This window comes from Ktedonobacter sp. SOSP1-52, from assembly GCF_016587395.1.
On sequence record NZ_BNJH01000003.1, the window covers coordinates 2,098,594 to 2,111,988 of the forward strand.

At 53.4% G+C, this 13,395-nt stretch carries 10 protein-coding genes and 3 pseudogenes; 6 read left to right on the forward strand and 7 right to left on the reverse strand.

Features of this window, described 5'->3' with window-relative positions:
* Positions 1-8: 8 nt before the first annotated feature.
* The 4 genes and pseudogenes from JMJ16_RS34750 to JMJ16_RS34760 all read right to left on the reverse strand — a co-directional run bounded on the left by JMJ16_RS34750 (position 9) and on the right by JMJ16_RS34760 (position 5,277).
* Positions 9-2,297 (reverse strand): PAS domain S-box protein, encoded by a 2,289-nt coding sequence (locus JMJ16_RS34750; RefSeq protein WP_201389006.1) that lies wholly within the window; start codon positions 2,295-2,297, stop codon positions 9-11.
* 198 nt (positions 2,298-2,495) lie between these two features.
* A pseudogene (locus tag JMJ16_RS57445) lies at positions 2,496-2,813 on the reverse strand (TetR family transcriptional regulator C-terminal domain-containing protein); the annotation flags it as partial.
* Positions 2,814-3,810: 997 nt separating this feature from the next.
* Positions 3,811-4,212, reverse strand: coding sequence for a RidA family protein (locus JMJ16_RS34755; RefSeq protein WP_201389008.1), 402 nt, complete (start codon positions 4,210-4,212; stop codon positions 3,811-3,813).
* Positions 4,213-4,353: 141 nt separating this feature from the next.
* Entirely contained in the window at positions 4,354-5,277 is a 924-nt protein-coding gene (locus tag JMJ16_RS34760) for an SDR family oxidoreductase (protein WP_201389010.1), read from the reverse strand.
* 439 nt (positions 5,278-5,716) lie between these two features.
* Between JMJ16_RS34760 and JMJ16_RS34765 the strand changes: the two are divergent.
* The 3 genes and pseudogenes from JMJ16_RS34765 to JMJ16_RS34770 all read left to right on the forward strand — a co-directional run.
* A pseudogene (locus JMJ16_RS34765) lies at positions 5,717-6,145 on the forward strand (IS6 family transposase); the annotation flags it as partial.
* A gap of 11 nt (positions 6,146-6,156) precedes the next feature.
* Positions 6,157-6,231, forward strand: a pseudogene (locus JMJ16_RS57450) (hypothetical protein); the annotation flags it as partial.
* A gap of 30 nt (positions 6,232-6,261) precedes the next feature.
* Positions 6,262-6,597, forward strand: coding sequence for a sigma factor-like helix-turn-helix DNA-binding protein (locus tag JMJ16_RS34770; protein WP_236601824.1), 336 nt, complete (start codon positions 6,262-6,264; stop codon positions 6,595-6,597).
* 546 nt (positions 6,598-7,143) lie between these two features.
* Here JMJ16_RS34770 and JMJ16_RS34775 read toward each other — a convergent pair.
* Both JMJ16_RS34775 and JMJ16_RS34780 read right to left on the reverse strand, forming a co-directional pair.
* Positions 7,144-7,719, reverse strand: a complete 576-nt coding sequence (locus JMJ16_RS34775) for a DinB family protein (protein ID WP_201389014.1) — start codon at positions 7,717-7,719, stop codon at positions 7,144-7,146.
* Between the two features lie 840 nt (positions 7,720-8,559).
* On the reverse strand, positions 8,560-9,009 hold the full coding sequence (locus tag JMJ16_RS34780) for an N-acetyltransferase (protein ID WP_201389016.1): 450 nt from the start codon (positions 9,007-9,009) through the stop codon (positions 8,560-8,562).
* Positions 9,010-9,412: 403 nt separating this feature from the next.
* Between JMJ16_RS34780 and JMJ16_RS34785 the strand changes: the two genes are divergently transcribed.
* The 3 genes from JMJ16_RS34785 to JMJ16_RS34795 all read left to right on the forward strand — a co-directional run bounded on the left by JMJ16_RS34785 (position 9,413) and on the right by JMJ16_RS34795 (position 11,462).
* Positions 9,413-10,036, forward strand: a complete 624-nt coding sequence (locus JMJ16_RS34785; protein WP_201389018.1) for a hypothetical protein — start codon at positions 9,413-9,415, stop codon at positions 10,034-10,036.
* A gap of 163 nt (positions 10,037-10,199) precedes the next feature.
* Positions 10,200-10,655: a hypothetical protein gene (locus tag JMJ16_RS34790; protein WP_201389020.1), complete on the forward strand. Its 456-nt coding sequence runs from the start codon at positions 10,200-10,202 to the stop codon at positions 10,653-10,655.
* Between the two features lie 171 nt (positions 10,656-10,826).
* The gene (locus tag JMJ16_RS34795; protein ID WP_201389022.1) at positions 10,827-11,462 is read left to right on the forward strand and encodes an HAD family hydrolase; all 636 of its coding nucleotides are present in this window, start codon (positions 10,827-10,829) and stop codon (positions 11,460-11,462) included.
* A gap of 268 nt (positions 11,463-11,730) precedes the next feature.
* On the opposite strand, the gene JMJ16_RS34800 is transcribed toward JMJ16_RS34795, so the two are convergent.
* A complete protein-coding gene (locus JMJ16_RS34800; RefSeq protein ID WP_201389024.1) occupies positions 11,731-13,377 on the reverse strand; it encodes an ISL3 family transposase in 1,647 nt (548 codons plus the stop codon).
* Positions 13,378-13,395 lie beyond the last annotated feature (18 nt).

Consider the following 13,395-nt stretch of genomic DNA (forward strand, 5'->3'; position numbering starts at 1 on the left):
GGCGCTCCTTATGTTCTTTTCAGGGGAAGCGTCACCTGAAAAGTCGATCCTTTTCCCATTTCGCTCTCCATCGTGATGGATCCTCCATGGTATTTCACAATCTCCGCGACAATATACAAGCCCATTCCGAGGCCTGGAAAGGCGCGCTGATGTGGAGCAACCGCCCGATAGAAGCGCTCAAAGATTTTCTCGCGCTGCTCTTGTGGAATGCCGATACCCTGATCATGCACGCTGAGCGTCACGGCCTCTTCGGATGCCTTGCTATCCACCTCTATCGTGTTGGCTCCTGGGGAATATTTGATCGCGTTGCTGATCAGGTTCAGCACCATTTGCTCGAGCCGGTCCTTATCCCCGACCAGAAGAGGGGGGGACGCGGCACGATGCACGACGATGGTATGGGTCGTCTGCATCTGTTGCACGATCTCAACGACCTCCTGGAGCACGTCGTCCAGATTCACCGTTTCTTGGGCATACTCCAGGGTGCCAGCCTGAATTTTGGAGAGGTCGAGCAACTCTCCGACCAATCGGGTAACCATGTTGAGTTGTGCCTCCATCCGGGAAAGAACGGTATCCGCGTTGTAGATGCCTTGCTTTCCCAGTTGCTTTCGTAATAGTTGCGTTTGCAGCTTCAAGGACGTGAGCGGTGTCTTGAGTTCATGGCTGACCATCCCTAGAAAGTGATCTTTGCGCTGCTCCAGCTCCTTGCGGGCTGAGTTGTCCAACACAAAGCCGATGCCCTGGAGTACCTCACCATGAAAGGCCACTCCTCCCATGAGCACGTCCAGGCGGCTACCATCCTTACACATGAGTTCGGCTTCAAAGGGCGTGGTATCTTGCTGCACGACCAGTTCCTGGTGCGCCCGCTGGAACAGCGATGGCTTCGAGGCTGGCAGGGTGAAATCGCTCCAGTTGATACACCGCTGGCACAGCTCGTCCTGGTTATAGCCCGTCATCCTCAGGAAGGTGTTGTTCCCTTTCACCACCACGTCGCCTTCGGCGAAAAAGATCCCGATCACGCTGGAACTCATGAGATGGTTCACGCGTTCCTGGCTCTGGCGTAAGGCGTCCTCGGTTTGTTTCTGCCTCTGGATATCGGTGCAGGTACCAAACCATTGGACGATCTGCCCCTCCTCGTTCCGCAGAGGCACACCCCGTGCTAAAAACCAGCGATAGGTGCCCGGCTGTCTCTCCCTGAGGCGATATTCAAACTCATAGGGTTCCCCTGTCTCGAATGCCTGGCACTGAAGAGCCAGGACCCGTTCTCGATCCTCAGGATGTACAAACTGAAGCGAGGCCGCTTCATCATGCGTGATATCCGTTCGGAGGGCTGTATGCCACATACCCTGCCACATGCCCTGGATGCACTGCCGGTCAGCGGGAGGCAGGTGCTGGAGCCATTCATCCTCTGTGCATTGCTCGGCCATCATATGGGCATAGTCGAGCTTGCGTCGATTATAGTAGGCGATGGAACCATCAGGCCGCCTGACCCAGACAAATTGGGGCATGGTATCGAGCACAGTACGAAGTTCCTCTTCCACGTGCTTGTACTGGGTAATATCGAATCCCGTACAGAGCAGATACTCGACCTGCTGATTCGCCGCACAGTGGGGCGTCAGCGTCACGGCAAGGTCGAGATACCTTCCTGGGTGTGGACAGACGCGGGCTTCAAAGCGCACCGTCACTCCCTGTCTGGCCTGTTCGATCGCCGCACCTAATTGCCTTTGGGCATGTGGGACAGACGACCACCAGGAAACAGCGGTGAGCGGTTTGCCAAGCACCTCCTCGAGCTGGACCTGCGCGTCCGTCAAGGGACGCTGACTGATCTCCAGGATCAGTCCCTCCGGTGTCAACATCGCGACCCGCTCAGCACTGTGCTCCAGGAGATCCCGATACCGCTGTTCACTTTGGCGAAGGGCGTCCTGGCACTGCGTTGGTTCCGTGTTTTCCTGGAACAAGACCGCGAGGCCCACTCCGGTGGGCGAGATCTGTGCATGGAACCAGGTCTGGGTCACCGGAGAACGATATTCCACGTCGGTCAGCTTCTGCGTCTGTCTGGCCTTGAGCACCGCCTGGTAGAGCGCTGTGCTCACCAGGTGAGGAGCGAGGCACCAGAAGCTGTTTCCAACCAGCGCCTCTTGTGTGGTGCCGAGCATGGTCTGCGCGCTGGCATTGGCATACACAATCGTGGTGGCGTCATCGACGACAAACAACGCATCAGGAAGCGTCTCAAGCGTGCTGAGGAGCGTTTCACGCGATGTAAGCATGCTTGACTCGCTGCTTTGTGGATTGAATGTCATATTGTCTCTCTCCCTTTCACGTATCCCCATCCCTGGTGACAAAGATGTTTTCCCGCTTTGAACCGCAAGACATATCATGCCATGGAGATGATCCCTCTTCTGTCACATCGGTTGTCACAAGCGATAAAAAAGTGTGTGTATGCAATACGTGCTTTTCCCGGAGAGGCCAGGAGCAATGAGCATCTGCCCCGGGCCCTTTCAGGGGCGGCTTTTATGGCTATCCGTTGCAGCGCTTATGTACAACGGAAAACCGTCTCTCCAAGAGAACACATGGTGAAGGATGGTTCTGTCGGCAGGATGGTATCTCCCTTCGATGCTCTCGAGCAGAGCCAGGACACCGCGTAGAGCCTTGTCCATCTGCTGTGGATCTTGTAACGCTCGTGCCAAGACATATCTTCGTTGCACGATGGCGACGAGCGTTGTCGCCACATCGATCGTGTCGATGGTCTCGCTGAGCGCTCCCGCACGTTGGGCCTGCTCAAGGGCTGCGCTGATTTCCTGTTCGGTAGAGAGAAAGGAGGAGGAGAGAGGATGGCGTCATGCTTCTTGGCTGAGGACCTCTTCCTGAGTCATTCTCCCCAGGCGACAACCGCGGGTATTGTCAACTTCCATTTTTCTCTTGATGAGCTTTTACCACTGAACCTTCATTTGAGGTCTTTCAGATCTGCAATGCAGCGTTCGTGCTCTTGTCTTGTACTGACACCAAGAAGTATACTCAGATAAAGGGCCTGTTAAAAGGGCCATTTTCAGGTAGACGAAAGGGGCCATTTAAGAAAGATTTTGATTCATACAGGGGCTTTAAGGAGAGTAGATACCGTCTATCTAAAAGAGCACTACCTGGCAAAAGGCCAGGAATCGCTCTTGACCAGTGTTGTCGCTAAGGTGGTAAGGTCGCCAATTGGCAGGAAATGCTAAAGTGGGAGGGAGAAGACGGACCCCTCATCCAGGGTCTGGATGAGGCGAGCGCTCAGTTGTGGATTGATCGCTCCCTGGGCATTCCCGGACAGTTCCAGTTTTTTGCGAGCACGCTCTCCGCTAGCGGAGCCGTAAGGACAAGGTATCCCATACCACTATTCATATCTGATAGCGTCCCGTCAGGCATAATGCCAGGTGTTCCGTACGTCGACATCCAACGAGTATTGCCTGAAACTTCAATGCTATCACTAACGGGAGTGATCCTTGCTGTCACGCCTGTTTCATTCATGTTGCTCATAATGCGTCCAGCTTTTTCAGCGTGAGAACAACTGAAAAAGCTGGACGCATCGTTTCTCTATTTCCGGCAAGGCTTTTACACCAGGCTCCTAGGCTGAGGAGCTCTTCACTCTAACGACTGCACATTCACTCGCGTGGAAGACTTTTGTCTTCTTCGCTCTCTTGTGTCGATACACGGATTTTTCTGCATGTACGCTGCCCTGCTTTCAAGAGGTGGATCGAATGGATGTACGTTTTAAAGACGACATCCATTCGATCCACACTTTTATTTTTCTATGGCTCTCTGTTGGCTCTGGCTTTCTTACGCTTTTGCCGCAATGACCTCGAGTTCAACGAGAATTTCCGGGTAAATCAATTCGGTAACCACAGAAAACATGCCTGCTGGAGCTGGAGAAACATCACCCAGGTAACGGCCTCGAACTTGAATATAGGCCGATTTATCCTCCGCGTGAATCAGATACTGATTGACCTTCACGATATCAGCTACCCCCATGCCAGCAGATTCCAGGGTTGCCAGAATATGCTTCCAGGCCAGGTCGGCCTGCTCCTCAATCGTCTTTGGCACGGTCCCATCAAGCTTGATGCCGGGCGTTCCAGACGCATACAACCAGCGAACATTGCCTGGGACCTCCACCCCATCACTGTAGCGATCAGGGCCGTGACCACCAATCAGTGCTGACACCCCTATATTGTGGATGTTCATTCTTCGTCTCCTTGGTTATCTTTATCTCGATTTGAGAGCACATGCGAGAATGCTCAACATTTCTTTCAAAGGACATCTTCTCTCAAACAACATCGGTATGCGAGTCATCTTCTTATCAGTCCAATAGATCCTATTCCTCTTCTAGAAGAAGTGTCCATCTTCGAGATCCTGGATCAGCGTGGGGTGTACTGGCTGCCACCCCAGCAGCTCGCGGGTCAGCGCGCTCGACGTCGGGTTGTCTACTGAGGAGAAGGGTCCGAGCCAGCGAAAGTGCTTGCCCGCGTCCTCTGGAGCGATGGAGACCACCGGGAGATCGAGATGCCGACCGATCACCTCGGCGATGGTGCGGGTCGGCACGCCCTCTTCCCCGACTCCGTGCAGCACCGATCCCGCTGGGGCCTTCTCCAGCGCCAGACGGAACAGGCGAGCGGCATCGAGCCGGTGCAGAGCGGGCCAGCGGTTAGAACCATCGCCGACGTAGCCGGAGACGCCCTTCTCACGGGCGAGACCGATCAGGATCTCCGTGAAGCCGCCTCTTCTTTTGTCGTGAACCGAGGGAGCCAGTCGCACGATCGATGAGCGCACGCCGCGCCGGGAGAGATCGAGCGCCACGTTCTCCGATACGAGCCGGGGCGCGACCAACCCGGCGTCGGCCACGTCCTTTTCCGTCCCGAGACGCCCCTGCGGGAGAAAGAATGTGAGCATCACTGTTCCCGAGGTGATCACGAATGGCTTGCCGGAGCCTTCGAGCGCTGCTCCGATTGTCTGGACGGCGTTCAGATCCGTGCGCACAGCGCTCTCGTAGTCCGTGAAGATCCCCTGGTTGTCCGCGATGAAGTCGTGGACAAACGCGAGGTGGATGACGCCGTCAGATGCAGCCGCTGCGCTGCGCAGGCTGTCAAGATCATCGAGGGAACCACGATGCACCTGTGCGCCGGCGGCAGCAAGCGAGGCAGCGGCGGCATCTGAGCGTGCCAGTCCGAGGACCTGATGGCCCGCCTCGATCAGTTCGGGGACGACGACGGAGCCGAGACTGCCAGTCGCGCCGGTAACAAAAACTTTCATAGGAAAATCCTCCATTAATAAGCGTAAGGTTAGGGTTTCGGTCGTGTGGCCACACACATCAAGTCAGGTGATACAGCATGATTGATTGTGTCGTCACACATGCGTGTGCCGGTTTGGCAAGCAATGCAGCCAGCATCTCTCCCGACGACAAGCGTTCCTTGACTGACATCAGAAGTATATACTGATAAAGGACTTGTCAAAAGGGCCATTTTTAGATAGACGAAAGGGGCCATTGAAGAAAGATTTCGATCTATGCAGAGGCTTGAGGGAAAGCAGATATAGTATGCCGAAAAGAGCACTACCTGGCAAAAGCCGGAAATCACCCTCGACCAGAACGGTATTGTCAACTTGACGGTGTGGCGAAACATGGTGCTAAAATAACCTCATGAAAACAAACATCGTTGCCCCCACATAGAAAGGCTTTCGTTACCCTCCGGAAATCATTAGCCACGCCATCTGGCTGTATTTTCACTTTTCGCTCAGTTTTCGTGATGTCGAAGAACTGCTGGCACAGCGAGGGATCGTCGTGACCTATGAAACCGTGCGGCAGTGGTGCTTGACGTTTGGGCAGACCTATGCCAATGAGTTACGTCGTCGCCGCCCTCGTTGTGGCGACACATGATACCTGGATGCGCGTCTATCTGAAGATGAACGGGAAAACGCACTCTCTCTGGAGGGCTGTAGATCAGGATGGCAACGTGCTCGACATCCTGGTGCAAAGCCGACGCAACAAGAAGGCTGCGAAACGATTTTCCGCAAGCTTCTCAAAGGGTTACACTACGTTCCACGCGTGATCATTACCGATACGCTGAAGAGTTATGGGGCGGCGAAACGCGAAACCTTGCCTGGCGTGGAGCATCGTCAGCACTCGCAATGATAATGCCAGATTTACCAGCCCACTATCGTCACATTCTCTATTTGAAGGAGGTAGAGCATTATTCTCACGATGCTCTCGCGACACATCTTCATATGAAGAAAAACCGTGTGAAGGTCCTTCTTTATCGTGCAAGAGCGTGTCGCCAGCGGCTTTTGGAGGAAGCTCAACAGCAGCAAGTCGCAGCGTCGGCGTCGCGTCGGCGCACCATCAGCGAAACTGCTCTTCGTAAACTTCAACATGTTCCTCTTCATTATCGCGAGGTTATTGAGCTGGCCTATCTTCAGCATCTCTCAGATCAAGAAATCGCGGCCCACCTCCGACTTCCACTCGGAACGGTCAAAACACGGCTCGCCCGCGGAGTGTATTATCTGCTGACGATGTCATCTCACAGTAACAAGGGATCTGAGACCAACTGGAACAAGGAAGAATGCATGGAAGAGTGACAACCAGAGCAGTGCCAGGGCCAGAGCTGGGATGCTGTGACGGTTTTACGGGAAAACCGTAAGGCCGTATTTTTGAGGGGTCCCTGGCTATTTTTTCGGTGTGCTCCAGGTATGTGCTCTGAAGGAAAGGAAGCGCGAGGTTGGCGAGGTTGGATGAGGGAAGGATTTCCTGTGCGCCGACGAAGGCGGCAATACAATTCGGCCAGGTGGAAGACTTTGTCGCGATCCGTTGCGGGATAGGGCAGGAGAGCATGTTAATCCTCGGAAGGAATGAGGATTAAGAGATAGAAGTGGCCGTGGGCTTGCGAAAGATATACACCTGGTTCGCCATTTCTTTGTTCTCTCTATTGTACCTGGCCACGATTTGTTATCAGCTCGATGTCTTCCCTGATGCGGTAGGGGGCATGGCCTTCTCTCTGCCTGCTGCCGCCAAACGCCCTCTTCTGCTAACGGATATGCTAAATAGCCAGCACACTGTACTTTTGTTTTGGCGTTAGCATTTTTGCAGAGCTATGGAGCGACTTTAGCCGCCCCATCACAACAATGTCACACACGAGACGTGCTTGCCTGGTGCACTATTTCACGCATTTGATCCAGATGAGATGCATCGTGGTATAAACCCAGGATAAAGCGGCCAATGGCATTGAGTTCGCCAGCTTGCGGGAAGAATGAATATGTCATTATAGTATCCAGGTGAGGCTCGTCAGGCCACGCGTCGAGCATAGCTTTACGCATACGACGGCTCTCCTCAAGACGCTGGCGCACCTGAGCGATACTTGTCACGCTCTCCCAGGGAGTCTCGTAACGCGAACGACCCTCAACCTGCAGACCACGGGCCAGCACGAGAGCCAGGGCGGCGGCCTCTTCGGATGAAGCGGTGGCGTGAACCACCACGTGGCCCAGGGTCCACGCCAGGGCGGCCTCTTCAGAATTCCCAAAGGTATCGTTCGCCTGGGGATCTAGCGGCACGAATGTCACGTCCGCATCAACTGTATCAGTAATGATCTCTTGCATTACATTGATCGTTTCATCGGTAAGCTGATAAAGATCGGTCTTTGTCAGACCAGCGGCTATGTCTGCCAGGGTCTGAGAGCCGCTTGTCACTGCACTAAAATCGAGCATAGGGGTCTCCATCAATGAATTTTTGTTAGAAAGTAAAAGGATCTCAGGTTTTTTCAGCGCCTGTTTTCCTTAAGCAAGGCTTGGTATATAAGGTGACGAGTGATCAGGTTTTAGGGCGAAGAGTGATCAAGCGGCGCGAAGAGTGATCAGCTCAACTATTGGCGACGAGGGAAGCCGCTTGAGATGCGGATCGTTCTCAATCGTTTCTGTCAATTCGCGTGCGAATTTTCCTGTTTTTGCCTGTTATGAGTGGGCTATAGTAGCATGAACCCCAGCGAGACGCGCCTGCTTCAGCCCAAAAAAGGCCGGAACAGGGCAGCAGAAGCTCACAATCCAAGCAATTTTTGCTCATGAATTTACACTATTGAAAGTGGTACATCTGCTTGTAGAGCCATGTTGCTCATCAGCAATAGATGAGCTGATCACTCTTCGCGCCGCTTGATCACTCTTCGCCCTAAAATCGGGTCTTGGTTACTTTCGGTGTTTAAGCTCATCAACAGACACGAGGGAAAAGGCTTCCGGGCTTTCTGGAGCAATCTCTTGCTGTGTTTAAACACCGAAAGTGACCAAGACCCCTAAAATCTGTCAACTCTTCGCACTTACTCCCATCTCGATGGCAGCAGTATACTACGACAATGGAACTGTTAAAAGAGCCATTCATAGCTATAATAAGGGGGCCATTTACGAGCAAGCGAGGTCTTCAAAACGTTTCAATAAGAAGAACAGACAGGAGCGTATGTCTACAACCCCCAAAAATGCTGATCTTTCATGGAGAACAAAAAAGCAGAATTTAGTTTCAACTCAACTTCTTCGCTATAAATACAGATTATATGAATAGAACTATCTGTCTTTCTGCCACCCTGCGACCTCGTAGAGCGTTTGTGCATCGCTATTATTGACGGCAGTTTTTAAGGTTAAGCCTCTGGCCTGGGTTTCTACGGCAAATTCTCTTGCACGATCTAAGAGGGCCTTGCCAACACCAGAACGTCTTGCTCCCTGTATGACAAAAAGGTCGTTTAATATCCACAGAGGTTTCAGTGAGACCGAGGAGAAGGAGGGGTATAGCTGCGTAAATCCATACGCCTGCCGTACTCCATTTTCGTCACTTTTGAGTGACAGAGCGAGGAAGATCACTGAACTGTTTTCCTGCAGTCGCGCGGTAAGGAAGTTTTGCGCGGCTACTATGTCTGTTGCTTGCTGATAGAACTGGCGATGTGCGTCGAAGAGTGGTGCAATGAGTGCTACATGTTCTATCGTTGCCATGGTAATCTCAAAGGTAGATTTATGCATATTCAAAACTTGTCTCTCCAGCCTTTCCAATGCCAGTCGTGGAACTGACAGTCGATGGTAAATGGCATTAAGCAGTTACGCTCTTACCATTTGTCCAGCTATCGTAGTCGGAAAATGGTCTGCTTACGAGGACCACTTCGAGGCATATTGAACATACCACTTGAGACGCAAAAAAACTTGCCGTACCCAACTGGCCAGGCTGTGACGATTGCTTCGGCTTTCTCCACAATTCGTGCACACCCTCTGAGGATAAGTTCGTGGAAAAATGGGTTGTGCGCACCCCTCTGATTCAGGTATGCTTCGTAAGAGCAAGCGCTTTCTCCTCTGCCCTGCCCCCTCTCAGCAGGCTCCTCTATTTCTGATGTGCTTTTGTTGTGCTTCTCAATCAAAGGAGGGAATCGTTATGCCTGCAATCATCGAGGGAGAGGAGCCTCGTCTGGCTCCACGCAGCCTTGTTGTGCGTCGCTGCCCGAGGACCGAGCCCGCGAAAGCGCCAGCGGTCCAGACGGCGCGCGCGTCACAATTCGCCAAACCACGAGCGCAGCGCCCTGTAACGACTGAAGAGGTGCAGGAATTTTCGCGACTGTCAGCTCCACAGTCGAAAACGTTCCGAGGTGGGAGTTGGCTCCTGCCCCTTGGGCTGGGGATGTTTTGCGCCCTGCTCCTCGCCCTCGCTGGGTCTGTGGTGTTCACCTGGAGTAGCACGCTCATTGACGGGGTACGCTATGGCTATCCAAGGACGACGCACGTAGAACACATTGTGGGCCATAAGCGAGATCCACGAGTCCCAACGCACTTTACCGCTCTCAATCTCAAGGGGCAAGTACTGATCTTTGAGGTGCCCGGCGGCGATCCCGGGCATGCGCGACTCCTGCAAGGCCCTCACCTGGTTGGAACTGGCGCGGATCTGGCCCCGGTCATGCTGACCTTCTCAGGCGATGTGAAGCATCCTGATCTGGTGGTGACGGTCAATGGGCTGCAGGTGCTGTTTCACAACAGAGGAACGAGCTATGCGCCAATGCGGTAAAGGCCAAAGGGGCAATTATCATCGCGGCCACCACTATCACTCACGGGTGCGGCAAGTTTTTTTGCGTCGAGCTCATCCAGGGCAACGGAGAGGTGGTACGATGTGAGAGAACAACGTGATTGAGGCGTAGCGGAACGATTTTGCAAATATGGAGTGGAAGATCATGAGAAAACATCCTGATGAAGTGTATCTGTCCAAGCGCAACAAGATTGAACACTGGCCGGTAGAACTGGCCGAGAAGGTACTTGCCAGCCCACTCCCATGGGGGCCACCAACCTATGCCTTCGGCGGATATATCGACGACCCAACACAACCTGACCAGAGCGATGATGTTCATGCCCTCGCTTTTTGTGTCGATGGTGCCTATGAACACCACGGAGGGGACATCGGTGAAGCCTGGAAATGGGCTCGCCCTCTTCTCCATCACCTGAAATCTGGTGGTTCCTGCGAGCAATATGCAACACAGGATTTGTTGGATCTTGTGTTTCTCAATGTTCGTCTCGAACGCTTCTCAGATGGGCACATCCGTTCCGAGGAAGCGCTCCTGCGTGACATCGTGCGAGAAGTGGTCCGACGGGTCCAATCTTCTCATCCGCCTGTCTTTTTGGTGCAAAAATAGAGACACACGTGCTTGACGACACGAGGAGAAGGAGTCGCAGCGATAGATATAGGAAGGCCGAGCAAAGTTTGATCTGCTCCGCCTTCTTGTGCTCTCTCATGCCCAAACGAAACAGAGCTCTCAAAAAAAGAGCGAAAGCGAACGTCTTATGACTGCATAGGAGGAAGAACCATGCCCATTCAAGCCTTTATAGTTGATTTTTACGACGTCCTCTACTGTGAAAAAGACTCCGTTTCATTGCAAGTCTTTGAACAACGTCACAATCTGCCAGAAGGGGGCTTGCGGCAAGCCATGTCGCGATCAAAGTATTTCCGCGATGCTCGACTAGGCAGAGTGGATGGGGAAACGCTCTGGCGCGATGTCGCCCAACACATCGGGACTTCCCCAGAAGAATGGCGGACACTTGTCTCCCTCTCTGAGTCCGCTTTTGGACTCAATGAAGACCTGGTCGCTTTCTTTGAGAGGCTGCACCCTTACTATAAAATGGCTTTGCTCAGTAATGCGACTCCACACGTGCGCCATCTCGTCACGCAACAGTTTCACCTCAGCCATCTATTCGATGTGATGGTGATTTCGGCTGAGGAGGGGGTGAAAAAACCAGACCCAGAAAGTTATGAACGAACCTTACAGCGGCTCCAGGTACCTGCGGCAGAGACAATCTTCGTGGACGATGATCAAGACTATGTGGCGACAGCACAAGCATTAGGGATGTATGGGGTCGCGTTTCACACAACCAAGCAAGCGATGACCGATATTGACAAGCTTCTGCAGTCAAACGAAAGAGAGATCTCTCCCCAGAACACTTGAGCCTAGCTGGTTTGTCAAGAAGGGGTTGATCAGCAAATGAGTATGGATTCCTCTGGAGCGGCACAAGGGTCTCTGCTATTGGTGCGCGAAGTTTTTTCCTGGACGCTGCCTCACGCAAAAAAGCTTGCCACACCCAGCGCTGACCAGGTCATGACGATTGCAAAGAGCGTAGGACAACTCTTGAAGTGTCTGAGCAGGCCGACTCAAAGGTTCATGGATCTTCCGCAAAGTTGATGATCCGGGGACGCGTCTTCCCTGAGCGGCTTTTTTAGCTACACCGTAGCACTCGCTTACGCAGCATCTGGAAGCTCGCTCGCCCATACGCCTGGCGCTTGAGGAGCTTCAAGCGATGTACATGCCCCTCGACCGGCCCTTGAGACCAAGGAAGCGTCAGCCCGGCTTTCACCGCTTCATAATCTTTCTTGAGCGATTGCGCAAAGCCGCATAGTTCGGGGATACCCTGCTGTTCCGTCTTTTCCAGCCACGCATCAAAGCGGTCCCCTTTCCGCTCCCGCAGCATCGTTGTAAATTCTTGGATCAGTTCATTGGCATCTCGGATCTCCTGATCTGCTTCGCAGAGTTGGGTGAGATACTTCTTTTGCCATTCCAAGCGCTGCTCTTCTTTAAACGTGATCCAGTGGGCAACTTGCGAGGCGGTCGGAGGACGCTTTGGTGGCGCTTTGACAGGCGTTTGAGTAGCAGGATCAACTTGCTTGAATTTCCGCGCATCTTTCTGGGTGCGAAATTGGGCAAAGTAGCGCACAATGGGCTGATCCGAGCCGGTGTAGCCCTGCTCTTTGATTTCACGATAGACTTGTTGAGCATTGCGACATCCTTCGTTCCAGCGTTTGACCAGATACTCCTTGTACGGCTCTATGAGCGGTTTGCGCGGCTGATTGATCCGCGTGCGTTCTGGGGGCTGCTTCATCTTGAGGAAGTTGTACACCCCCTGCCGAGAGAGTCCCACTTGGTGAGCAATGCTGGCAACATCGACTTTGTTGGCATACAACTCATGGATCTTGTGGTAGCGTTCTACTCGTTCCTGATGGAGGAACACGCTTTTTTCTTCTTGCCGCTTTGTCCGGCCTGCGTACCAGGGCGGAAGCTGCCTGGCTTCCTCCCCAGAAATGCTCTCTGATGGCTTTGGCTCTAAGGCGTCCAGTTGGGCCTGCTTGTTCTGGAAGAAACTCTTCAACGCTTCCGAAAGATTCGATAACAGATGCCACCGGTCGGCAACTTGTTGCGCGTTGGGGGCTTCTTGCCTGGCTCCGTCCGCATACGAGCCACCGCGATCTCGGCTGATGATCTCGACACCTGGATGGTCCTCTAACCACTTTTTGAACGTTGTAGCCTCCCGATCGGGCAGCAAGTCAATCGGAACACGCCGTTCGAGATCGATCAAGATCGTTCCGTAGGTCTTGCGTTTGCAGAACGAAAAATCATCCACACCCAGCACCCGAGGTGTGGGAGCCTGCTCTTCTGGCTGGGCACGAATGAGCCTGAGCAAGGTATCGGGACTGGTCGAGAGACCCATTCCTTCCACCAAGCGCTTTCCGGCTTCCCCACCAAGGGCAAAGCCGATGAGAGTGAAGACATCCGTGAGTCGCGTGGTGCGTCGAGCGTAGGGAGCAACAACGGTTGGGAGTCGTTCGGTGAAAATCCAGCGTGCACATTCCGAATGGGAGCAGAAAAAGCGACGTACATGCAGTTCCAGGCGCACAGCACAGCCCATCCAGGGCAGATCGGCAACTTCTCGCACATAGCGCGAGTGAATCCGTGCCGAACGCCGATGACAGAGAGGGCACTCCGCGTCTTCAGAAGTGGTTGTCACCACGGCAGTAATCACTGTCTCAGAAGCCTCAAGGAGCTTCAAATGTAAGCAGGTTGGATCGGGAAGCAGCGTCTGCTTTGCCATCGAGCGTCAGGTTTCCTT

Excerpts from the sequence above, each read along its gene's own strand:
- JMJ16_RS34795 (WP_201389022.1), top strand. The coding sequence starts at position 10,827 with ATGCCCATTCAAGCCTTTATAGTTGATTTTTACGACGTCCTCTACTGT.
- JMJ16_RS34785 (WP_201389018.1), top strand. The coding sequence starts at position 9,413 with ATGCCTGCAATCATCGAGGGAGAGGAGCCTCGTCTGGCTCCACGCAGC.
- JMJ16_RS34790 (WP_201389020.1), top strand. The coding sequence starts at position 10,200 with ATGAGAAAACATCCTGATGAAGTGTATCTGTCCAAGCGCAACAAGATT.
- JMJ16_RS34780 (WP_201389016.1), bottom strand. The coding sequence starts at position 9,009 with ATGCATAAATCTACCTTTGAGATTACCATGGCAACGATAGAACATGTA.
- JMJ16_RS34755 (WP_201389008.1), bottom strand. The coding sequence starts at position 4,212 with ATGAACATCCACAATATAGGGGTGTCAGCACTGATTGGTGGTCACGGC.
- JMJ16_RS34775 (WP_201389014.1), bottom strand. The coding sequence starts at position 7,719 with ATGCTCGATTTTAGTGCAGTGACAAGCGGCTCTCAGACCCTGGCAGAC.
- JMJ16_RS34800 (WP_201389024.1), bottom strand. The coding sequence starts at position 13,377 with ATGGCAAAGCAGACGCTGCTTCCCGATCCAACCTGCTTACATTTGAAG.
- JMJ16_RS34750 (WP_201389006.1), bottom strand. The coding sequence starts at position 2,297 with ATGACATTCAATCCACAAAGCAGCGAGTCAAGCATGCTTACATCGCGT.
- JMJ16_RS34760 (WP_201389010.1), bottom strand. The coding sequence starts at position 5,277 with ATGAAAGTTTTTGTTACCGGCGCGACTGGCAGTCTCGGCTCCGTCGTC.